This window comes from Micromonospora sp. NPDC000089 (assembly GCF_042899365.1).
In the GTDB taxonomy this organism is placed as follows: Bacteria; Actinomycetota; Actinomycetes; order Mycobacteriales; family Micromonosporaceae; genus Micromonospora.
The window spans coordinates 260,036-281,605 of record NZ_JBIAZT010000001.1 but is presented as its reverse complement, the minus strand read 5'-3'; the positions used below and the strand labels follow the sequence as shown (position 1 = coordinate 281,605).

17 protein-coding genes are annotated in these 21,570 nt (G+C 73.8%); 12 read left to right on the top strand and 5 right to left on the bottom strand.

Features of this window, described 5'->3' with window-relative positions; all coding sequences use genetic code 11:
* Positions 1-163 precede the first annotated feature (163 nt).
* Both smc and ACFY3U_RS01345 read left to right on the top strand, forming a co-directional pair.
* Positions 164-3,775: a chromosome segregation protein SMC gene (gene smc, locus ACFY3U_RS01350; protein ID WP_387192962.1), complete on the top strand. Its 3,612-nt coding sequence runs from the start codon at positions 164-166 to the stop codon at positions 3,773-3,775.
* On the top strand, positions 3,775-4,404 hold the full coding sequence (locus ACFY3U_RS01345; RefSeq protein WP_387192959.1) for an HAD family hydrolase: 630 nt from the start codon (positions 3,775-3,777) through the stop codon (positions 4,402-4,404). The genes smc and ACFY3U_RS01345 overlap by 1 nt, the downstream gene beginning before the upstream one ends.
* Before the next feature lie 194 nt (positions 4,405-4,598).
* Here ACFY3U_RS01345 and ACFY3U_RS01340 read toward each other — a convergent pair whose 3' ends face one another.
* The 5 genes from ACFY3U_RS01340 to ACFY3U_RS01320 form a co-directional block, all read right to left on the bottom strand.
* On the bottom strand, positions 4,599-5,129 hold the full coding sequence (locus tag ACFY3U_RS01340; protein WP_387192956.1) for a DinB family protein: 531 nt from the start codon (positions 5,127-5,129) through the stop codon (positions 4,599-4,601).
* A 46-nt stretch (positions 5,130-5,175) separates the two neighbouring features.
* Entirely contained in the window at positions 5,176-5,664 is a 489-nt protein-coding gene (locus ACFY3U_RS01335; protein ID WP_387192953.1) for a universal stress protein, read from the bottom strand.
* A gap of 2 nt (positions 5,665-5,666) precedes the next feature.
* Positions 5,667-7,283 (bottom strand): MDR family MFS transporter, encoded by a 1,617-nt coding sequence (locus tag ACFY3U_RS01330; RefSeq protein WP_387192950.1) that lies wholly within the window; start codon positions 7,281-7,283, stop codon positions 5,667-5,669.
* Positions 7,284-7,458: 175 nt separating this feature from the next.
* Positions 7,459-7,893 carry a MarR family winged helix-turn-helix transcriptional regulator gene (locus tag ACFY3U_RS01325; protein ID WP_387192948.1) on the bottom strand — a complete coding sequence of 145 codons (435 nt, stop codon included), beginning with the start codon at positions 7,891-7,893 and terminating at the stop codon, positions 7,459-7,461.
* A 24-nt stretch (positions 7,894-7,917) separates the two neighbouring features.
* Complete coding sequence (locus ACFY3U_RS01320) at positions 7,918-9,654, bottom strand: alkaline phosphatase D family protein (protein ID WP_387192946.1); 1,737 nt, start codon at positions 9,652-9,654, stop codon at positions 7,918-7,920.
* Positions 9,655-9,805: 151 nt separating this feature from the next.
* Here ACFY3U_RS01320 and ftsY point away from each other — a divergent pair, with 151 nt between their 5' ends.
* The 10 genes from ftsY (at position 9,806) to ACFY3U_RS01270 (ending at position 21,549) form a co-directional block, all read left to right on the top strand.
* Positions 9,806-10,987 carry a signal recognition particle-docking protein FtsY gene (gene ftsY / locus ACFY3U_RS01315; RefSeq protein WP_387192943.1) on the top strand — a complete coding sequence of 394 codons (1,182 nt, stop codon included), beginning with the start codon at positions 9,806-9,808 and terminating at the stop codon, positions 10,985-10,987.
* A 6-nt stretch (positions 10,988-10,993) separates the two neighbouring features.
* Positions 10,994-11,857, top strand: coding sequence for an aminoglycoside phosphotransferase family protein (locus ACFY3U_RS01310; protein ID WP_387192940.1), 864 nt, complete (start codon positions 10,994-10,996; stop codon positions 11,855-11,857).
* 262 nt (positions 11,858-12,119) lie between these two features.
* The gene (locus ACFY3U_RS01305; protein ID WP_387192937.1) at positions 12,120-13,532 is read left to right on the top strand and encodes an ammonium transporter; all 1,413 of its coding nucleotides are present in this window, start codon (positions 12,120-12,122) and stop codon (positions 13,530-13,532) included.
* Between the two features lie 25 nt (positions 13,533-13,557).
* Positions 13,558-13,896 carry a P-II family nitrogen regulator gene (locus ACFY3U_RS01300; protein WP_170285500.1) on the top strand — a complete coding sequence of 113 codons (339 nt, stop codon included), beginning with the start codon at positions 13,558-13,560 and terminating at the stop codon, positions 13,894-13,896.
* Between the two features lie 31 nt (positions 13,897-13,927).
* Complete coding sequence (locus tag ACFY3U_RS01295) at positions 13,928-16,237, top strand: [protein-PII] uridylyltransferase (protein WP_387192934.1); 2,310 nt, start codon at positions 13,928-13,930, stop codon at positions 16,235-16,237.
* Between the two features lie 80 nt (positions 16,238-16,317).
* A complete protein-coding gene (locus ACFY3U_RS01290) occupies positions 16,318-17,460 on the top strand; it encodes a sensor histidine kinase (protein WP_387192931.1) in 1,143 nt (380 codons plus the stop codon).
* Entirely contained in the window at positions 17,457-18,113 is a 657-nt protein-coding gene (locus ACFY3U_RS01285; protein WP_387192928.1) for a response regulator, read from the top strand. Before ACFY3U_RS01290 ends, ACFY3U_RS01285 begins: the two co-directional genes overlap by 4 nt.
* Before the next feature lie 132 nt (positions 18,114-18,245).
* Complete coding sequence (gene ffh, locus ACFY3U_RS01280) at positions 18,246-19,802, top strand: signal recognition particle protein (RefSeq protein ID WP_387192925.1); 1,557 nt, start codon at positions 18,246-18,248, stop codon at positions 19,800-19,802.
* Positions 19,803-19,872: 70 nt separating this feature from the next.
* Complete coding sequence (locus ACFY3U_RS01275; protein ID WP_387192922.1) at positions 19,873-20,451, top strand: Uma2 family endonuclease; 579 nt, start codon at positions 19,873-19,875, stop codon at positions 20,449-20,451.
* Positions 20,452-20,469: 18 nt separating this feature from the next.
* Positions 20,470-21,549, top strand: coding sequence for an amidohydrolase family protein (locus ACFY3U_RS01270; RefSeq protein ID WP_387192919.1), 1,080 nt, complete (start codon positions 20,470-20,472; stop codon positions 21,547-21,549).
* The last annotated feature ends 21 nt before the right edge of the window (positions 21,550-21,570 follow it).

Genomic DNA, 21,570 nt, shown 5'->3' with positions numbered 1-21,570 from the left:
ACGGCGCCGCCCGGTCGTCCCGCCGCCATAGCCGCCGGTGATCCCTCCTGGCGCGGGGCGGGTCGCGTGCCGACCGGCCGCCGGCAACGGGTTAGTCTGCGGGTTAGCCAGGTCCGCGCAGCCCGCGACGCCTGCGGCGGCCACCGGACGAGGATCGAGAAGGTTGCATCTCAAGAGCCTGACGGTGAAGGGGTTCAAGTCCTTCGCCTCCGCGACGACGCTCAAGCTGGAGCCGGGGATCACCTGCGTGGTCGGCCCGAACGGCTCGGGCAAGTCCAACGTCGTCGACGCCATCGCCTGGGTGCTGGGCGAGCAGGGCGCCAAGGCGCTGCGCGGCGGCAAGATGGAGGACGTCATCTTCGCCGGCACCGCCGGCCGGGCGCCGCTGGGTCGGGCCGAGGTCACCCTCACCATCGACAACACCGACGGCGCGCTGCCGATCGAGTACACCGAGGTCTCCATCACCCGCCGGATGTTCCGCTCCGGCGAGAGCGAGTACGAGATCAACGGCGACTCCTGCCGCCTGCTCGACATCCAGGAGCTGCTCTCCGACTCCGGCATCGGCCGGGAGATGCACATCATCGTCGGGCAGGGCCGCCTCGACGGCATGCTGCACGCCAAGCCGGAGGACCGGCGGTCGTTCATCGAGGAGGCGGCAGGCGTCCTCAAGCACCGCAAGCGCAAGGAGAAGGCGCTGCGGAAGCTCGACGCGATGCAGGTGAACCTCAACCGGCTGACCGACCTCACCGCCGAGCTGCGCCGCCAGCTCAAGCCGCTGGGCCGGCAGGCCGAGGTGGCCCGCCGCGCCGCCGCCATCCAGGCCAACCTGCGCGACGCCCGGCTGCGGCTGCTCGCCGACGACCTGGCCACCCTGCGCGCGACGCTGGACAAGGAGATCGCCGACGAGACCGCGCTGCGCGAGCGGCGCGAGCTGATCGAGGGCGAGCACACCGAGGTGCAGGCCCGGCTGGCCGAGCTGGAGGCGGCGCTGGCCGAGGATGCGCCGCTGCTCGCCGCCGCCCAGGACACCTGGTACAAGCTCTCCGCCCTGCAGGAGCGGTTCCGCTCGATCGAGCAGCTGGCCCGGGAGCGGCTGCGGCACCTGAGCGCCCCCGGTGACGACGAGCGCCCCGGCCGGGACCCGGACCAGCTGGAGGCCGAGTCGCGCCGGGTCCGCGAGCAGGAGGAGGAGCTGCGCGCGGCGCTCACCGACGACCAGATCCGGCTGGCCGAGGCCGTCGAGCACCGGCAGGAGCTGGAGCGCCAGCTCGCCGCCGCCGAGCGGCAGCTGGTCGCCGCCGCCAAGGCCATCGCCGACCGCCGGGAGGGACTGGCCCGGCTCACCGGCCAGGTCAACTCCGCCCGGGCCCGCACCACCAGCGCCGGCGAAGAGCTGGAACGGCTCGCCGCCGCGCACGCCGACGCGCTGGGCCGCGCCGAGCACGCCCAGGCGGAGCTGGACGCGGTGGCCGAGCAGTCCACCGAGGCGGACCGGGACAACGCTGACCTCGACGAGCGGCACGCCGAGGCGGTCGCCGTCCAGGAACGGGCCCAGGCCGGGGTGCGTTCCCTGGCCGACGCCGAGCGGGCCGCCGAGAAGGACGCGGCCACCTGGAAGGCCCGCGAGGAGGCGCTCGCGCTCGGGCTGCGCCGCAAGGACGGCGCCGGCGCGCTGCTGGCCCGGGCGGGCGAGGTGCCCGGGCTGCTCGGCAGCCTGGCCGGCCTGCTCACCGTCGCGCCCGGCCACGAGGCGGCGCTCGCCGCCGCGCTGGGCGGGCTCGCCGACGCGGTGGCCGTCAGCGGGGTGGACGAGGCCGTCGAGGCGATGCGGCTGCTGAAGATCTCCGACGCCGGGCGGGCCGGCCTGCTGGTGGGCAGCCCCGCCGGCCCGGGCATGACCGGTTCGGCCGACGCGCTGCGCCCGAAGCTGCCCGAGGGCGCCCGCTGGGCACCCGACCTGGTCGAGTGCTCCGCCGAGCTGCGGCCGGCCGTGCACCGGGCGCTGCGCGACGTGGCGCTGGTCGACTCGCTCGCCGCCGCCGCCGAGCTGGTCGCCGGCAACCCGGAGCTGCGCGCGGTCACCCCGGAGGGGGACGTCGTCGGGGCGTACGCGGCGGCCGGTGGGTCGGCCAAGGCGCCCAGCTATCTGGAGGTGCAGGCGGCCGTCGAGGAGGCCCGCACCAACCGGCTCGCCGCCGAGCGGGCCGGCGCCGAGCTGCGCGAGCAGCTGGTCGACGCCCGGGGCGAGGTGGCCGCCGCCAAGGAGGCCGTGCAGCACGCCGCCGCCGCCAAGCGGGAGGCGGAGAGCCACCGTAACGCCGCCGCCCGCCGGCTCGCCGAGCTGGGCGCGGCGGCCCGCTCGGCGAAGGCGGAGACCGACCGGCTGGGCGAGTCCCGGTCCCGCGCCGAGGCGGCCCGGGAACGCGACCTGCTCGCCCTGGCCGAGCTGGAGGAGCGGCTGCGGCTGGCCGAGGACACCCCGATCGACGCCGAGCCGTCCACCGAGGAGCGGGACCAGCTCGCCGCGACCGTGCCGCAGGCCCGGCAGAACGAAATGGAGGTCCGGCTGGCGGTGCGTACCGCCGAGGAGCGGGTGGCCTCGATCGCCGGTCGGGCCGACTCGCTGGCCAGGCAGGCGACCGCGGAACGGGCGGCCCGGGAACGGGCCGCGGCCCGGCGTGCGGCCCGCACCCGGGGCGCGGCGATCGCCCGCGCGGTGGTCGGCGGCGCCCGCGAGGCGCTCACCCGGCTCACCGGCTCGATCGCCGCGGCCGAGGAGCACCGCGACGCCGTGGCGCGGGAACGCGCCGCCCGCGAGGCCGAGCTGCAGGAGGTACGCGGCGCGGCCAAGCGGCTCGGCGCGGAGCTGGAGCGGCTCACCGGCCAGGTGCACCGGGACGAGGTGGCCCGGGCCGAGCAGCGGCTGCGGATCGAGCAGCTGGAGGCGAAGGCCGCCGAGGACTTCGGGCTGGACGTGGAGACCCTGGTCGCCGAGTACGGCCCGACCCAGCTCGTCCCGCCCACCCCGGTGGACGTCGCGGCGGCGGAGAAGGACGGCCTGCCGGTGCCCGAGCCGGTCCGCTACGAGCGCCCGGTGCAGGAGAAACGGGCCGCCAAGGCGGAACGCGAGCTGGCCCTGCTCGGCAAGGTCAACCCGCTGGCGCTGGAGGAGTTCGCCGCGCTGGAGGAGCGCTTCAAGTTCCTCTCCGAGCAGCTGGAGGACCTGAAAGCCACCCGGCGGGACCTGCTCACCGTGGTCAAGGACGTGGACGAGCGGATCCTGGAGGTGTTCGCCAGCGCGTTCGCCGACACCGCCCGGGAGTTCGAGCAGGTGTTCACCGTGCTCTTCCCGGGTGGCGAGGGCCGGCTGATCCTCACCGACCCGGATGACCTGCTCACCACCGGCGTCGAGGTCGAGGCCCGGCCGCCGGGCAAGAAGATCAAGCGGTTGTCGCTGCTCTCCGGCGGCGAGCGCTCGCTGACCGCGGTGGCCATGCTGGTGGCGATCTTCCGCGCCCGGCCCAGCCCGTTCTACATCATGGACGAGGTCGAGGCGGCGCTCGACGACGTGAACCTGGGCAGACTGATCACCCTGCTGGCACAGTTGCGCGAGAAGAGTCAGCTGATCGTCATCACCCACCAGAAGCGGACCATGGAGGTCGCCGACGCGCTCTACGGCGTGACCATGCGCGCCGGGGTGACCCAGGTGATCAGCCAGCGGCTCAACCGGGCCGCCGACGACGAGCGGCCTGGCCGCGGCGAGGAGAATCAGTAGTGGCACGGGAACGGCCGACGGCGCTCCTGCTCGACTTCGACGGCGTGCTGCGCCGTTGGGACCCGGCGGTCGCCGCTGGCGTGGAGCGGAAGTACGGGCTCTCCGCGGGAATCCTCGACGAGATCGCCATGTCGTGGGGGCTGCTCCGGCCGGTGCTCACCGGCGAGGTCAGCCACGCCGAGTGGATGACCAGCGTGGCCGAGGCGCTGGCCCCGTCGCTGGGCAGTCACGAGCGGGCCCGCGCCGCCGTGGACGAGTGGCAGCGCTACCGGGGCGAGATCGACCCGGACGTGCTGGACTTCGTCCGGGAGGCCCGGGCGGCCGGCGTACGGGTCGGGCTGGGCACCAACGCCACCGACGTGCTCGACGCGGACCTCGCCGAGCTGGGGCTGGTGGGCGAGCTGGACGTGATCGTCAACTCCTCGGTGATCGGCGTGCACAAGCCGGCCAAGGAGTACTTCGAGGCGGCCTGCGAGGCGCTCAAGACCCCACCGGCGCGGGTCCTGTTCGTGGACGACGAGGCCCGGGCCGTCGCCGGTGCCCGGGTGGCCGGGCTGTCGGCGCACCGCTGGGCCGGCCCGGGGGACCTGCGCTACCTGCGGGCGGCACTTCGGACGACTGCGGCATAGTCGTCGGCGTCCACCGGTCCGCCCCCGCAGCGGTCTGCGGGCGCTACGAACGTGATGACGGGGATGCATCGCCCTCCCGACGTGCAGGGCAGCGATTCGTCGACGACATCACGTTCGTAGCGTGGCAGGAAGGGGCCCGGCACCCCCGCTGGCCGGGGCGGGGCCACCCCGACGAACGCCGGTGGGCCTCGGCGTCAGTCGCCGGTGACGCCGTCGAGGCGTTCGCGGAGCAGGTCGGCGTGGCCGTTGTGCCGGGCGTACTCCTCGATCATGTGCAGGTAGGCCCAGCGCAGGTTCCGGTGCTCGGGCGTGCCGTCGAGGCGCGGTCGGCGCAGGACCTGCTCCAGCGGGAGACCGGCGACGGCCTCCCGGGCTGCGGCCACCTCGGCGGTGAAGGTGGCGAAGTCGGATTCCGGGTCCGCGTCGACCAGGGCGTTGAAGTCCGCGTCCTCGTCCTCCGGGTCGTCGTAGAGGACCGGCACGTCCTGGTCGACGGCGCGGATGCGGAACCACCAGCGCTCCACCCCGGCCATGTGCCGGACCAGGCCGAGCAGGGTCAGCCCGGACGGGTCGACGCTGGGGGTCTTCAGCTGGTCGCCGGTCAGGCCGGCGCACTTGTGCAGCAGGGTGTCACGGTGGTAGTCGAGCCAGCCCTCCAGCATGGCGCGTTCGTCGCCGGCGATGGGCTCGGTGGTGCGGGTGATCTCGGGTGCTCTCCAGGTCATGCCGGGCATCCTGCCCGGCACGACTGACACCCCGCGATCGATTTCCTCAGGGCACCACGACGACCGGCCAGCGGCCGGTGCGGACCAGGCGGGTGGCGACCGAGCCGACCAGCCGGTGCCCGGCCTGCTCGGACGAGCCGACCACGACCAGGTCCGCCCGGGTCTCGTCGGCGGTCCGGCGCAGCTCGGCGTACGCGTCGCCGCGCCGGCACAGGAAGGTGATCGGCAGGTCCAGCTCCTCGGCCCCGCGCCGGCACTCCTGGCGCAGGTCGGCGGCGAGCTCGTCGTGGGTCTGCTGCACCGCGCCGGCGACCACCCCGGAGATCATGCCGGCGTACGGCGTGGGGCTGCTGACGTAGACCACCACCAGCCCGGAGCCCTGCCGTCGGGCCAGCCCGGCGGCGTACGCGGCGGCGCGCAGCGACGTGCGGGTGCCGTCCACCCCGACCAGCACCACCCGCGGCCCGTCGGTGCCACGCTCGAAGGGGAGCGGGCGGGCCGACGGGCCGTACTCCTCGCGGTCGACCGTGTCCACGGTCAGTTCCGTACCCCGGTGCGGACCACCGCCGCCCCGCCGCCGGTCGCGACGGTCGACTCCTGCTCGACCTGGTCGACGACCGGGTCGCTGTTGTGCAGGCGCAGCGGGATCTCCTTGATGAAGCAGACCGCGATCAGGGCGATCAGCCCGAACGGGGTGGCGGCCAGGAAGATGTCGCCGGCGCCGTGGCCGTACGCGCTCTCCACCACGGTCCGGATCGGGCCGGGCAGGGTGTGCACGTTCGGCAGGGTGTTGCCCCCGCCGCCGGTGGCCGGGATGCCGAGGCCGGCGAGCCCGTCGGCGACGTACTGCTTGACCTTGTGGGCCAGGATCGCGCCGAGCGCGGAGACGCCGATCGCACCGCCGAGGCTGCGGAAGAAGGCGACCACCGAGCTGGCCGCGCCGAGCTCGTGCGGGCCGACGGTGTTTTGCACGGCGAGCACCAGGTTCTGCATGGTCATGCCCAGCCCGAGCCCGATCAGCGCCATGTAGATGCTCATCTGCCAGTACGGGGTGTCGTAACGCAGCGTGCCCATGGTGGCGAAGCCGGCGGTGAGCAGCGCCGAGCCGATCACCAGCCACCGCTTCCAGCGGCCGGTGTTGGTGATGATCCGGCCGACGACGGTGGAGGCGACCAGCAGGCCGCCGATCATCGGCAGCGTCATCAGCCCGGACATGGTCGGGCTCTCGCCCCGGCTGATCTGGAAGTACTGCCCGAGGAAGACCGACGCGCCGAACATGCCCACGCCGACCCCGATGCTGGCGACCACGGCCAGGGTGATGGTGCGGTTGCGGAACAGCCGCGGCGGGATCATCGGCTCGGCGGCCCGGTTCTCCACCCGGATCGCGGCCCAGCCGAGCACCAGCGCGCCGGCCACCATCACGGCCGTCTGCCAGGAGATCCAGTCGTACTTGTCGCCGGCCAGGGTGACCCAGATCAGCAGCACCGAGACGGCCGCGGTGATCAGGGTGGCGCCCCACCAGTCGATCTTCGCCTCGCGCTTGACCACCGGCAGGTGCAGGGTCTTCTGCAGCACGATCAGGGCGAGGATGGCGAACGGCACGCCGACGTAGAAGCACCAGCGCCAGCCGAGCCAGTCGGTGTCCACGATCACACCGCCGATCAGCGGGCCGCCGATGGTGCCGACCGCCATCACCGCGCCGAGGTAGCCGCTGTACCGGCCGCGCTCGCGCGGGGCGATCATCGTCGCCATGATCACCTGGGCCAGCGCGGTCAGCCCGCCGGCGCCGACGCCCTGCAGCACCCGGCAGGCGATCAGCTGCCCGGTGGAATGGGACAGCCCGGCCAGCACCGAGCCCAGCACGAAGACCGACAGCGCCAGCTGGACCAGGAGCTTCTTGCTGGCCAGGTCGGAGAGCTTGCCCCAGATCGGGGTGGTCGCGGTGGTGGCCAGCAGCGTCGAGGTGACCACCCAGGTGTACGCGGACTGGCCGCCGTGCAGCTCGGTGATGATCCGCGGCAGCGCGTTGGAGACGACCGTGGAGGAGAGGATCGCGACGAACATGCCCAGCAGTAGGCCGGAGAGGGCCTCCAGGATCTGCCGGTGTGTCATGTCGACGGCGGTCGCCCGGGTGGGCGCTGTCGCCTGGGTCATCGTTGCTGCCTCCGGAGGAGAAGTGCGGAAATGGGTGCCTCAGGCAACCGTAAGGGTTGGTTGCCTCAAGCAACAACCGGACGTGACGCGGCTCTATTCCGGGCCGCCCGGGTCGGAATTCCGGGCCTGCGGGGTCGGTGTTCCGGGCCCGCGGGCCGGTTCCGGCCGGCGTGGGTCAGAAGGTCTCGTTGAACCGGTGCAGCAGCCGGGCGAAGTCCTCCACGTCCCGGCGCGGCCAGCTCTCCATCGTGCGCAGGATCTGCCCCAGCCGGGCGGCCCGCGCCGCGTCGAACCGGCGGGTGCCCTCCTCGGTCAGGCTGAGCTGGGCGGCCCGCCGGTCCACCGGGTCCGGATCCCGGCGGACCAGGCCCAGCCCCTCCAGGCCGCGGATCTGCCGGCTCAGCGTGCCCTTGCCGATGCCCAACCGGACCGCCAGGTCGGTGAGCCGGATGGACCCCGAGCGGCGCAGCCAGAGCAGCAGGCCGTACGCGTTCGGCTCCAGGTTGGGGTGCACCTCGCGGGCGATCTCCCAGGACAGCGCCCGGCCGCGGCGCAGCAGCGCGGTCAGCTCGTGCTCCACCGCGCGCATGGTCTCCGGTTGGTCGTCCACGCCACCGAGCGTACGGCGCGGGGCTCAGTCCACCGAGGCGAGTCGCTGCCGGGCCACCTCGCGCAGGAAGCCGTCGCTGGTAGTGCCCTCGATCATCACCTCGGCGCCCCGGCCCCGGTGCTCCAGCGTGGCCACCGCGTTGCCGAAGTACGGGCCGGCCAGCTTCTGCCAGCGCACCGAGGGGCGGCGCACGCCGGCCGAGCGGGCCAGCGCCCGGGTCGCGCCGGCCGGCCCCGGATGCCAGCCCAGCTTCATCAGCGGGCGCATGAAGGCCGGCACCTGATTGTGGATCGGCGAACAGGTGAGCTGGTGCACCGGCGTACGTACCGCCGGGTCGCCGAACCTGGCCCGGGCCACGTACGAGTGGTGCACGTCCCCGGAGAGCACGCTGATCGAGGCCGGTGGCGCGTACGCCGGACCGGCCCCCACCCGGTCGCCGGACTCGCCGGGCCGGCCGCTGCCGAGCCGGGCGAACAGCGCCCCGAGCGCGTCGAACGACTGCCGGAAGGCGCCCCAGTGCTCCAGGTCGGCGCCGCGCCGGATCCGCTCGCCCAGCCGGGAGACCCAGGGCCGCGACGAGTCCGCGAGGCGCTCGTTCCACGCCTCGACGTGGTGGATGCCCGGCGGCAGCAGCCAGGGCAGCGACGAGCCGACCACCAGGTGGTCGTAGACGCCGTGCGCCCGGTCGGTGAACCAGGACCACTCGCCCGGCGGGAGCATCGCCCGGTTGCCCGGCTCGAGCACCCGGCTGCACCGGTTGTCGAGCATCACCAGCCGGGTGCGGCCCAGGTCCAGCGAGTAGCTCCACTGGTAGCTGCGGGCGCGCACCTCCGAGCGGACGGGACGACCGCCCACCGCCGGGTCGGCCAGCTCGTCGGCCTCGGCGTCGACCCGCTCGCCGAACTCGCGCAGCACGTCGGTGGCGTCACCCGCGGTGACCACCTTGGCGTAGAGCGGGTCCTCGGCGATCTCGTCCGGTGACAGGTTGCCCAGGTGCTGGTAGACCCAGTACGACGCCAGCCCGCTGCGGATCCGCTCGGCCCACCACGACTCCTGGCGCATGTCGGCGCGCCAGGATTCCGAGGTGTTCCAGTCGTCGATCACCTCGTGGTCGTCGAAGATCATCGCGCTGGGCACGGTGGAGAACAGCCAGCGGATCTCCGGGTCCCGCCAGGACTCCAGGTAGAGCTTGGTGTACTCGTCGAAGCTGACCACCTGGTCGACCGGGGCGTCCTTCGGCCGCCGCCGGCGCCGCTTGAGCAGCTTGCGCACCGTCGGGGAGGTGATGTCCGCGTACACCTGGTCACCGAGCAGCACCAGCAGGTCCGGCAGGAGCGCCGGGTCCGGGTCGGCGATCAACCGCCGGGCGTACGCGTCGAGCGCGTCCGGAGGCAGCCGTCGCGCGGTGGCGTGCTGGGTGGTCTCCCGGCAGGAGCCGAAGACCAGCTTGACCGGCTGGTCGGCGTCGTCGGTGGCCCGGGTGCGGATCACGCTGGGCGGGAAGCCGCCGTCCGGCACCGGCCAGGCCACCTCGTCGTCGACCAGCACCTGGTAGCTGGTGGCGCTGTCCGGGGTGAGCCCCTCCACCACGACGAGGGCATAGTGGTGGTCGTACGCGGAGAAGGTGGGCGCGGTGCCCGAGGCGCCGTCGGCCGTGCGGACGGTGACCACCGCGGGCCCGCTGGTCTCCACCCAGACGGTGGCCCGGGTGCCGACCACCCGCCGCAGGAGGGGGCCGATGAGCAGGCGTGCGGCGGGCATGGTGGACCTCCGAGTCGAACGGATCTCATGTTTACTACTCGGCCGGCGGTCGCACCACTGCTGGCTGTCACCGAGAGTACCGCCGGGGCCGGGCGGGTCGCGGGGGTGCGGTGGTGAAGACGCCATGGCCGTCATCTGACAGGATTTCGGCATGACGGAATACCTCCTCGTCGCGCTCGCCCTGCTCGGTGTGCTGATCCTCGGCGGCCTCAGCCTGGTGGTGCCCCGGTTGCGCCGGCGGCCCGAGCCCCCGCTGCCGGAGACCGAGGTCGACACCCGGGCCGAGGAGGACCTGGCCGGTCCGCCGGTCGAGGCCGCCGAGTCCGACCTGTCCACCGGCGTCCTGGTCGAGCCGCCGGTGGTCGAGGCGCCCCCGCTGGAGGTCCCGGAGCCCACCGCCGGCCGGCTGGTGCGGCTGCGCTCCCGGCTGTCCCGCTCGCAGAACGTGTTCGGCAAGAGCCTGCTCGGCCTGCTCAGCCGCGACCACCTCGACGAGGACGCCTGGGAGGAGATCGAGGACGCGCTGATCACCGCCGACGTCGGCATCGACGCCACCCGCGACATCGTCGACCGGCTGCGCGAGCGGACCCGGGTGCTCGGCACCCGCTCCGCCGGCGAGCTGCGCGCGCTGCTCGCCGCCGAGCTGGTCAACGCGCTCGACCCGGGCCTCGACCGGTCGCTGCGCACCGAGCCCAAGGACGGCTCGCCGGCGGTGCTGCTGGTGGTCGGGGTCAACGGCGCCGGCAAGACCACCACCTGCGGCAAGATCGCCCGGGTGCTGGTGGCCGACGGGCGGACGGTCACCCTGGGCGCCGCGGACACCTTCCGCGCCGCCGCCGCCGACCAGCTGGAGACCTGGGGCGGCCGGGTGGGCGCGGTGACCGTCCGCGGCCCGGAGGGCGCCGACCCGGCCAGCGTCGCCTTCGACGCCGTCCGCGCGGGCATCGACGCCGGCACCGACACCGTGCTGATCGACACCGCCGGCCGACTGCAGAACAAGATCGGCCTGATGGACGAGCTGGGCAAGGTCAAGCGGGTGGTGGAGAAGCACGGCCCGATCGACGAGACGCTGCTGATCCTGGACGCCACCACCGGCCAGAACGGCCTGGAGCAGGCCCGGGTCTTCACCGAGGTGGTCAACGTGACCGGCGTGGTGCTGACCAAGCTCGACGGCACCGCCAAGGGCGGCATCGTGATCGCCGTGCAGCGCAAGCTCGGCATCCCGGTCAAGCTGGTCGGCCTCGGCGAGGGCGCCGACGACCTGGCCCCGTTCGACCCCGCACAGTTCGTCGACGCGCTGCTCGGCACCGAGCCGCTCGCCCGGGACGCGTAACCTCGGGTGACGAACGACGATCGCGCGTACGCCGGGTGGCGGGATCCCCGCGGGGCGGCGCCGCGCCTGGGGAGGCCGTACGTGACCTCGCAGGAGATCCCGCTGCACGGCGGGAACGTGAGCACCGTGGTGCGGGTCGGCGACACCGTCCGGCGCAACGCCGGGCCGTGGACCCCGTCGGTGCACGCCCTGCTGCGGCACCTGGAGTACGTCGGGTTCACCGGCGCTCCGCGCGCCCTCGGGATGGACGAGCGCAACCGCGAGGTGCTGTCGTACCTGGAGGGGGAGTGCGGGGAGTACCCGCTGGCCCGGCACTGGGTCACCGACGAGGCGCTGGTCACCGTGGCGACGATGCTGCGGATGTTCCACGACGCGCAGTACGGCTTCACCCCGCCGCCGCAGGCGGTCTGGCGCTCGTTCGGGCCGCCCCCGCCGGACACCGAGGTGATCTGCCACCACGACGCGGCCCCGCACAACGTGATCTGGCGGCCGGACGGCACCCTCGGTCTGATCGACTTCGACCTCGCCTCGCCGGGCGCGCGGATCTACGACGTGGCGTACGCGGCCTGGACCTGGGTGCCGATCTTCTCCGACCGGGACTCGATCACACTGGGCTGGAAGCGCCCCGACCGGCCGCGCCGGCTGCGGCTGTTCGCCGACGCGTACGGGCTGATCCCGCGCGACCGGCACCGGCTGATCCGGACCATCCGCAAGCGGATCGTCGACCACGTCGAGGGCATCCGCCGGATGGCCGCGGCCGGCGAGCCGGCGTTCGTCCGGATCGTGCACAAGGGTCACCTTCGTCGCCCGATGCGTGACCTGCGGCTGCTCGACTACGAGCGGCTCGCCCTGGAGAACGCGCTGCGCTGAACCGCCGTCCGCGATCCGCCGCCGGGTGGCCCGCCGTCCCCTACCGTGCCGAAGCGGCCGCTCCCGACCGGGAGCGGCCGCTTCGTCCGTCCCCGCCATCCATGATCGGCGTTCTTCACATGCCGGAAACAACCCGTCACAGGCCGGAAATCGAGGGGTGTCGGTGAAGGAAACAGCCGGCGACCAAGCTTCCGCCATCCGGCGTACGGGCGACGCTGCCCCGGAAGCCGTGAAGGAGGACTTCACCTTTTAGGAGGCCAGCGTGCCTGAAGCACCGACGATCGACGGCGGCAACACCGTTTGGCTGCTGGTTTCGACCGCTCTCGTGCTGCTCATGACCCCGGGACTGGCGCTGTTCTACGGCGGCCTGAACAGGTCCAAGGGTGTGCTCAACATGATGATGATGAGCTTCTCCGCCATCGGGCTCATCTCTGTTCTGTGGTGGTTCTACGGTTTCAGCGTCGCCTTCGGGACCGACGTCAACGGCTTCTGGGGTGACCCGGGCGCCTACCTCGGCACCAAGACGTTCCTCGCCGAGACCGACCTCTGGGGTGCCACGACCGACAACCCCAGCGGCATCGGCATCCCGCTGTACGTGTTCATGGCCTTCCAGATGGTCTTCGCGGTGATCACCGTCGCGCTGATCAGCGGCGCCATCTCCGACCGGGCCAAGTTCTCCGGCTGGTTGCTGTTCGCCTTCGGCTGGGCCACCCTGGTCTACTTCCCGGTCGCGCACTGGGTGTGGGGCGGCGGCATCATCGGCGCCAAACTGCACGCGCTCGACTTCGCCGGCGGTACGGCGGTGCACATCAACGCGGGTGCCGCGGCGCTCGGCGTGGCCCTGGTGCTCGGCAGGCGGGTCGGCTGGCCGCGGGAGGGCATGAAGCCGCACAACATCCCGCTGGTCGCGCTGGGCGCCGGCCTGCTCTGGTTCGGCTGGTTCGGGTTCAACGCCGGCTCGGAGCTGACCGTCGACTCGGTCGCCGGCCTCGCCTTCATCAACACCCAGCTGGCCACGGCCGCGGCGGTGCTCGGCTGGATCGCGGTCGAGTGGGTCAAGGACAAGCGGCCCACCATGGTCGGCGCCTCGTCCGGCGCCGTCGCCGGTCTGGTCGCCATCACCCCGGCCTGTGGCTTCATCGCCCCGTGGGCGGCCGTCCTGCTCGGCATCGTCGCCGGCGTGGCCTGCGCCCTGGCCATCAGCCTGAAGTACAAGCTGGGGTACGACGACTCGCTCGACGTGGTGGGCGTGCACTTCGTCGGCGGCTGGATCGGGTCGCTCTGGCTCGGCCTGTTCGCCACCGCCTCGGTCAACGGCGCGATCAGCGACGTGGTGGGCGCCTCCGACGGCCTCTTCTACGGCGGCGGGCTGACCCAGCTGGGTCGGCAGGCGCTGGCCGGCCTGATCGTGACGGTCTGGTCCGGCGGTATCGCCTGGCTGCTCGCCTTCGCCATCGAGAAGACCATCGGCTTCCGGGTCGGCGCCGAGGCCGAGGTCGAGGGCATCGACCTCGCCGAGCACGCGGAGAGCGCGTACGACCTGTCGCCCACCACGGGCAGCAGCGCCGGTGGCGCGTTCGCCATGGCCGGGATCGGGGCCACCCGGCCCGCTCCGGGCGCCCCCGAACCGGCGGACGAGCCCGCCGAGTCGGTCAGCGAGAAGGTCGCCGGTTAACGTTCCCGAGATGGAGGGGTTGGACATGAAGCTGGTGACCGCGGTCATCAAGCCGTACCAGCTGGACGCGGTGAAGGAGGCCCTGCACGCCCTCGGCGTGGCCGGCCTGACCGTCAGCGAGGTCCAGGGGTACGGGCGGCAGAAGGGGCACACCGAGGTCTACCGGGGTGCCGAGTACACGGTCGAGTTCCTGCCCAAGATCCGGGTCGAGGTGCTCACCGACGAGATGGACGTCGACAAGATCGTGGACGCGATCGTGGCGGCGGCCCGCACCGGCAAGATCGGCGACGGGAAGGTCTGGGTGACCGGCGTCGAGGAGGTCGTCCGCGTCCGCACCGGCGAACGCGGCCTAGACGCCCTGTAGAGCCACACCCCGCTCCCGCCAGGAGGACCACATGACCTCGTTGATCAAGGGGAATGCGTCAGGACACGCCGGCGACGGTGACGCAAACCTCTTGATCAACGAGGTCGGTGGCGTCGGAGAGGCCGCCCGGCGGGGGCGCGCCGAGGGGTACGACGAGTGGTTGGGCGGGTTGCTGCCGGGGCGGCCCGGGGTGGCGCTGGTCGCGGTGGGCGGGCTCGGGCGGCGGGAGTGCGCGCCACACGGCGACCTCGACCTGGTGCTGCTCCACGCCGGGGTGCCCGGCGTGGACGAGTTGGCCGGCTCGCTGTGGTATCCGATCTGGGACGCCGGGGTGCGGCTGGACCACTCGGTGCGCACCGTCGCCGAGGCGCTCTCGGTGGCCCAGGACGACGTCAAGGTGGCCCTGGCCCTGCTGGACGCCCGGTTCGTCGCCGGCGACCGGGCGCTCGCCGACCTGCTTGCCCGCGCCGCCACCGACCACTGGCGACGCACCGCCGTGCGCCGGCTGCCCGCGCTGCGGGAGCTCACCGAGGCCCGCTGGCGCGCCCACGGCGAGTTGGCCTTCCTGCTGGAGGGCGACCTCAAGGAGGCCGCCGGCGGGCTGCGCGACGTGGGCATCCTGCGGGCCATCGCCACCGCCGGCGTCACCGACGCGCTGCGTCCCGCGGTCCGCGCCGCCCACCTGCGCCTGCTGGACACCCGGGACGCCCTGCACCAGCAGGTCGGCCGCCGGGTGGACCGGCTCGTCGCGCAGGAACGCGACGGCGTCGCCGCGCTGCTCGGCCTCCGGCAACCGCAGTCCGACCCCGGCCAGCGAGCCGGGGCCCCCGCCCGGGACGGCGACGCCCTGCTGCGCCGGGTCGCCGGTGACGCCCGTACGGTCAGCCACGCCCTCGACGACGCCTGGCGGGCCGCCGACCGGCTCCGGTCCGGCCGCCGCCGGGGCGCCGACGGTCGACCGCAGCGCCGCCCGGTGGCCCGGGACGTGGTCGAGCACGACGGCGAGCTGGTGCTCGCCCGGACGGCGATCGGCGCGCGACCCGACCCGAGCCTGTCGCTGCGGGTGGCCGCCGCCGCGGCCACCTCCCGACTGCCGATCGCCCGGGCCACCTGCGAGTGGCTCGCCGCGTACTGCCCGCCGCTGCCCGCGCCCTGGCCGCCGGCCGCCCGGGACGCGTTGGTCACCCTGCTCGGCGCCGGCCCCGGGCTGGTGCCCGCCTGGGAGACCTGCGACCGGTACGGGCTGGTCGACGGCTGGCTGCCCGAGTGGACCCGGCTGCGCAGCCTGCCCCAGCACAACCCGGTGCACCGGTTCACCCTGGATCGGCACCTGGTGCAGACCGCGTACGAGGCCAGCCGGCACACCCGCGAGGTGGACCGCCCAGACCTGCTGCTGCTCGGCGCGTTCCTGCACGACATCGGTAAGGGGCTCCCGGGCGATCACAGCGTCGTGGGGGCGCCGCTGGCCGAGGCGGTGGCCACCCGGATCGGCCTGCCCACGCCCGAGGTGGCGCTGATCGGCACGCTGGTTCGGCAGCACCTGCTGCTGCCCGACGTGGCGACCCGCCGGGACCTGTCCGACCCGAGGACCATCGCCGGGGTGGCGCAGCGGATCGGCGACGGCGCCACCCTCGACCTGCTGCACGCGCTGGTCCGCTCGGATGCGGCGGCGACTGGCCCGGCCGCCTGGTCGGACTGGAAGGGGCGGCTGGTCGCCGAGCTGGTCGACCGGGTGCGCACGGCGCTGGAAACCGGCGTGCTGCCCGCCCCGCCGGCGCCCGACCCGGCGCTGGTCGCCGGGCCGCTGCCGGCCGTACACCTGGCCGACGACGCGGTGGCGGTGGCCGCGGCGGACCGGCGCGGCCTGCTCGCGACGGTCGCCGGGTGCCTGGCCATGCACCGGCTGGAGGTGCTCGCCGCGGACGCCGCCACGGTCGACGGCCGGGCCCTGGTGCAGTGCCGGGTGCGACCGCGCTACGGGTTGGCGCCCGATCCGATCGCGCTCACCGCCGACCTGCGCCGGGCGGTCGCCGGAGACGTCTCGGTCACCCAGCGGCTGCGCGGCCGGGCGCTCGCCGCCCGGGGTGAGGGCGCCGCGCCGCGGGTGGTCTGGCACCGGGAGGCGGCCACCGACGCGGTGCTGCTGGAGCTGCGCGCCGCCGACGCGGTCGGGCTGCTCTACCGGGTCACCTGCGCCCTGGACGAGGCCGGCGCGCAGGTGCGGGCGGCCCGGATCTCCACCCTCGGCGGCGACGTGGTGGACGTGTTCTACCTGGTCGGCGGCTGGCCCGCGGACGCCGAGCGGGCCCGGCTGGAGGCGGCCGTGCTGGCGGCGGTCTGAGGCCGTACGTCCCGCGACGTAGCGGGACAGTCGCTCGTGGGAGCACGCCGGGCGGCCACCGCGTGGGCAGAATGACCGGCATGCGCGCCGAACCCCGCACCGAGCGCCGCCGGCAGGCGGTCGCCGACCTGGCGCTGGCGCTGTTCCTGCTCGCCTTCGGCCTGCTCACCACCGCTGTGGCCGGGCGCAACCAGCCCGGCAGCACGCCGGTCGGCGCGACGGCGTTGTGCCTGGTCGGGGTGGCCTCGCTGGTCCTGGCCGGGCGGACCCGGGCCCCCCGGACCACGCTCGGCGTCGTCGCGGTGGTGGTCTCCGCGTACCTGGTCCTCGGCTACCCGTACGGGCCGGTGCTGCTCACCTTCATGGTCGCGGTCTACACGGTGGCGGTGCGGCTGCCCGTCCGGCCGGCCGCCGCGGCGACCGTCGTCGCGCTGCTGGTGCTGCTGGCCCACCTGTTCGCCTCCCCGGCGAACGCGCCCGGGTTGGCCGGTCTGCTGCCCGGCTCGGCCTGGGCGGTGGTGCCGTTCGCCGTCGGGGTGGCGGTCCGCACCAGTCGGGAGACCGCCGCCCGCACCCGCGCCGAGCAGGCCCGGGAGCTGGCCGACTCCGAACGGCTGCGGGTGGCCCGCGAGGTGCACGACGTGGTGGGGCACGGGCTGGCGGCCATCCACCTGCAGGCGGAGGTCGCGCTGCACCTGCTGGCGAAGCGGCCGGAGCAGGCCGAGACGGCGCTGCGGGCGATCAGCCGCACCAGCAAGGAGGCGCTGGACGAGCTGCGCGTCACGCTGACCGTGGTGCGGCGGGACGACGGCGCCGCCCCCCGCGCCCCGGCGCCCGGGCTCGACCAGCTGCCCCAGCTGCGCGAGCGGCTGGCCGGCGCCGGGGTGCCGGTCACCGTCGCGGTCGACGGGGAGCCGCGTCCGTTGCCCGTCGCGGTCGACCTGGCCGCGTACCGGGTGGTGCAGGAGTCGTTGACGAACGTGCTGCGGCACGCCGGGCCGGCCACCGCCGCCGTCGCGCTGCGGTACGCCCCCACCCAGGTGGCGGTCGAGGTGACCGACACCGGTCGGGGCACGCCGGCCGTGCCCGGCCCCGGCGGCGGGACGGGCCTGGCCGGGATGCGGGAGCGGGTCACCGCGCTGGGCGGGACCTTCGCCGCCGGGCCGCACGCCGGTGGCGGTTTCCGGGTGTACGCGACCCTGCCGGTGGAGGAGGCCCAGTGATCACCGTGTTGCTCGCCGACGACCAGGACCTGGTGCGGATCGGGCTGCGTGCCCTGCTGGAGAGCGAGGACGACCTCGGCGTGGTGGGGGAGGCCGCGGACGGGCTGCGCGCGGTGGAGCTGGCCCGCGCGTACCGGCCGCACGTGGTGCTGATGGACGTCCGGATGCCGGGGGTGGACGGCATCGAGGCGACCCGGCGGATCGTCGCCGACCCGGAGCTGGCCGGCACCCGGGTGATCGTGCTGACCACCTTCGAGCTGGACGAGTACGTCTTCGACGCGCTCCGGCACGGGGCCAGTGGCTTCCTGACCAAGGACACCCCGCCGGCCGAGCTGCTGCGCGCGGTGCGGCTGGTGGCCGAGGGGGAGGCGCTGCTGTCGCCGTCGGTGACCCGGCGGGTGGTCCGGGAGTTCGCCACCCGCCCGGCCCGGGTGCCCCGGCCGCACCCCCGGCTGGACTCGCTCACCGACCGGGAGCGGGAGGTGGTGGGCCTGGTCGGCGAGGGGCTGAGCAACGCCGAGATCGCCGAGCGGCTGGTGGTCAGCCCGGCCACCGCGCGTACCCACGTCAGCCGGGCGATGATCAAGCTCGGCGCCCGGGACCGGGCCCAGCTGGTGGTCTTCGCGTACCAGTCGGGGTTGGTCACGTCCTGACCCGGCGCGGGCCCGGCGGGTGGGCGGTGGCCGGGCCGGAGCGCGGGTGCGGGCGGCGGGCTACCCTAGCGGTGGCTGGACTCCTGCCCGGCCGCGTTGTGCCCGCCGGAAAACGACAAACGGGATGTTCGCGTGTTTGACACCTTGAGTGACCGCCTGTCCGGAATCTTCACCAAGCTCCGCGGCAAGGGTCGGCTCACCGACGCCGACATCGACGCCACCGCGCGCGAGATCCGCATGGCGCTGCTGGAGGCGGACGTCGCGCTGCCCGTGGTCAAGGGCTTCATCGCGAACGTGAAGGAGCGGGCCCGCGGCTCGGAGGTCTCCGAGGCGCTCAACCCGGCGCAGCAGATCATCAAGATCGTCAACGAGGAGCTGATCACCGTCCTCGGCGGCGAGGGGCGGCGGCTCCAGTTCGCCAAGCAGCCGCCGACCGTGATCATGCTGGCGGGTCTGCAGGGTTCCGGCAAGACCACCCTGGCCGGCAAGCTGGCCCGCTGGCTCAAGGCGCAGGGCCACCAGCCGCTGCTGGTCGCCGCCGACCTGCAGCGTCCCAACGCCGTCGGGCAGCTCCAGGTGCTCGGTGGTCGCGCCGGCGTCGAGGTGTACGCCCCGGAGCCCGGCAACGGCACCGGCGACCCGGTGCAGGTGGCCCGCGCCTCGATCGAGCACGCGAAGCGCGCCGCGCGGGACATCGTCATCGTCGACACCGCCGGCCGGCTCGGCATCGACGCCGAGATGATGCAGCAGGCCGCCGACATCCGCGACGCGGTCGACCCGGACGAGGTCATCTTCGTCATCGACGCGATGGTCGGCCAAGACGCGGTGCGCACCGCCGAGGCGTTCCGCGACGGGGTCGGCATCACCGGCGTGGTGCTGTCCAAGCTCGACGGTGACGCCCGCGGTGGCGCCGCGCTGAGCGTCCGCGAGGTCACCGGGCAGCCGATCCTCTTCGCCTCCACCGGCGAGAAGCTGGAGGACTTCGACGTCTTCCACCCCGACCGGATGGCCAGCCGGATCCTCGGCATGGGCGACGTCCTCACTCTGATCGAGCAGGCCGAGCAGGCCTTCGACTCCGATCAGAAGGAGAAGATGACCGCCAAGCTGATGGGCGGCGAGCAGTTCACCCTGGAGGACTTCCTCGACCAGCTCATCGCGGTCCGTCGGATGGGCCCGATCGCCAACGTGCTGGCCATGATGCCCGGCATGGGGCAGATGAAGGACCAGCTCTCCGAGCTGGACGACAAGCACTTCGACCGGGTCACCGCGATCATCCGCTCGATGACCCCCGGCGAGCGCACCAACCCGAAGATCATCAACGGCTCCCGCCGGGCCCGCATCGCCAGCGGCTCCGGGGTCACCGTGATGGACGTCAACCAGCTGCTCAACCGCTTCGCCGACGCGCAGAAGATGATGAAGCAGATGGGCGGCATGATGGGCCTGCCCGGCGGCGGCCGGCGCAAGGCCACCAAGTCCCCGAAGAACAAGCGCAAGGGCACCAAGGGCGGCAACCGGCCGCGTACCGGGGCGGGCGCCGGGATGCCGGGCGGCTTCCCGGGCGGCATGCCGCAGCTGCCGCCGGGGATGGACCCGGGCGACCTGGCCGGCGGGCAGGGCCTGCCGCCGGGCTTCAAGCTCCCGAAGATCGACTTCAACAAGCTCGGCAAGGGCGACCAGCGACCCCGCTGACGCGTGTCGGTGACGGCGGGCGACGCCATCCTCTCCTAGGGTGATGTCGCCCCCTGGGAAGGAGATGTCAATGACCGCGGCCCCGATCCTGCCGGAGCGGCACGAGTGGACGGTCGACGACCTCGGCGAACTGCCGAAGGACCTTCCGTACGAACTGATCAACGGAAGGTTGATCGTGCCGTCGCCGACTGCCCTGCATCAAGAACTGTGCGTCGAGCTGCTGCTCGCGCTTCGCGTCAACTGCCCGCCGGACCTCCTCGTCAGCATCGACCTGTCGATGCGGGTCGACCGGCGCAACGAGCCCCGCCCCGATGTGGTGGTCATCCGCCGCAAGCACGCCGGCCGGTCACCGGTGCCGGTCGAGGACGCGCTGCTCGCCGTCGAGGTGGTCTCGCCGACCTCCACCTTCCGCGACATGTACGACAAGGCGAAGGTGTACGCGCACGCCGGGGTCCGCTCCTACTGGGTGGTGGACCCGCTGCAGGAGCGGATCGCCCTGACCGAGTACGTCCGGGGCGTGAACCGCGACTACGAGCAGGTCAGCAACACCGAGGACCTGTTCGTGACCGAGACGCCGTGGAAGGTCTCCGTCGACCTGCCGGCGCTCACCGCCCGCAAGAACGACCTGCTCGCCCCGGGCGGGGAGTGATCGGGTAGGACTGTGCACATGGCTCTGCATGTGCGTGGCGTGCTCCTGCCCGACGACGAGGTCCGGGATCTCTGGCTGGTCGGCGACCGGGTCACCTTCGAACCGGTCGCCGACGCCGAGACCGTGGTCGACGGCGGGTTCGTGCTGCCCGGCCTGATCGACGCGCACTGCCACATCGGCATCGCCCGCGGCGGCGCCCCGATCACCTCGCTCGACCAGGCCCGCGAGCTGGCCCGTACCGACCGGGACGCCGGGGTGCTGGCGATCCGGGACGCCGGCTCGCCGTACCCGTACCCCCAGCTCGACGACGAGGCGGACCTGCCGCGGCTGGCCCGCGCGGGCCGGCACGTGGCCCCGCCGAAGCGCTACCTGCGCGACATCGGCGTGGAGGTCGGCGCGGCGGAGGTGGCCGCGACCGTCGCCGACCAGGCCGCCGCCGGCAACGGCTGGGTCAAGCTGGTCGGCGACTGGATCGACCGCGGCGTCGGGGATCTCGCCCCAGCCTGGGACGCGGACACCATGACCGCGGCCGTCGCGGCCGCGCACGCCGCCGGGGTACGCGCCGCCGTGCACACCTTCAGCGAGTCGGCCGTGGAGATCATGGTGCGGGCCGGGGTGGATTCGGTGGAGCACGGCACCGGGTTGAGCCTCGACCTGATCGACCTGATGGCCCGGCAGGGCACCGCGCTGGTTCCCACGATGATCAACATCGCCACCTTCGGCGGCATCGCCGACGCGGCCCGGGCCAAGTTCCCCGGGTACGCCGACCACATGCTCGCGCTGCGCGACCGCTTCCCCGAGGTGGTGCGGGCGGCGTACGAGGCGGGGGTGCCGATCTACGTGGGCACCGACGCGGGCGGCGGCATCGACCACGGGCTGGCCGCCGAGGAGATGCTGCTGCTGCACGAGCGGGCCGGCATGGCGGCCGTGGACGTGCTCGCCGCCGCCTCGTGGCGGGGCCGGGAGTGGCTCGGCTTCCCCGGCCTGGTCGAGGGCGGCCTGGCCGACCTCACCGTCTACCCCGAGGACCCGCGCGCGGATCTGCGGGTCGTCCGCGCCCCCGCCCGGATCATCCTGCGCGGCCGCGTCCTGCGCTGACCGTGCGCACCCGCCGGCGCG

What these genes read in the sequence shown, in the direction of transcription:
- ACFY3U_RS01340 (WP_387192956.1), bottom strand. Translation starts at nt 5,129, where the DNA reads ATGACCTGGAGAGCACCCGAGATCACCCGCACCACCGAGCCCATCGCC.
- ACFY3U_RS01330 (WP_387192950.1), bottom strand. Translation starts at nt 7,283, where the DNA reads ATGACCCAGGCGACAGCGCCCACCCGGGCGACCGCCGTCGACATGACA.
- ACFY3U_RS01320 (WP_387192946.1), bottom strand. Translation starts at nt 9,654, where the DNA reads ATGCCCGCCGCACGCCTGCTCATCGGCCCCCTCCTGCGGCGGGTGGTC.
- ftsY (WP_387192943.1), top strand. Translation starts at nt 9,806, where the DNA reads ATGACGGAATACCTCCTCGTCGCGCTCGCCCTGCTCGGTGTGCTGATC.
- ACFY3U_RS01300 (WP_170285500.1), top strand. Translation starts at nt 13,558, where the DNA reads ATGAAGCTGGTGACCGCGGTCATCAAGCCGTACCAGCTGGACGCGGTG.
- ACFY3U_RS01295 (WP_387192934.1), top strand. Translation starts at nt 13,928, where the DNA reads ATGACCTCGTTGATCAAGGGGAATGCGTCAGGACACGCCGGCGACGGT.
- ACFY3U_RS01290 (WP_387192931.1), top strand. Translation starts at nt 16,318, where the DNA reads ATGCGCGCCGAACCCCGCACCGAGCGCCGCCGGCAGGCGGTCGCCGAC.
- ACFY3U_RS01275 (WP_387192922.1), top strand. Translation starts at nt 19,873, where the DNA reads ATGACCGCGGCCCCGATCCTGCCGGAGCGGCACGAGTGGACGGTCGAC.
- ACFY3U_RS01270 (WP_387192919.1), top strand. Translation starts at nt 20,470, where the DNA reads ATGGCTCTGCATGTGCGTGGCGTGCTCCTGCCCGACGACGAGGTCCGG.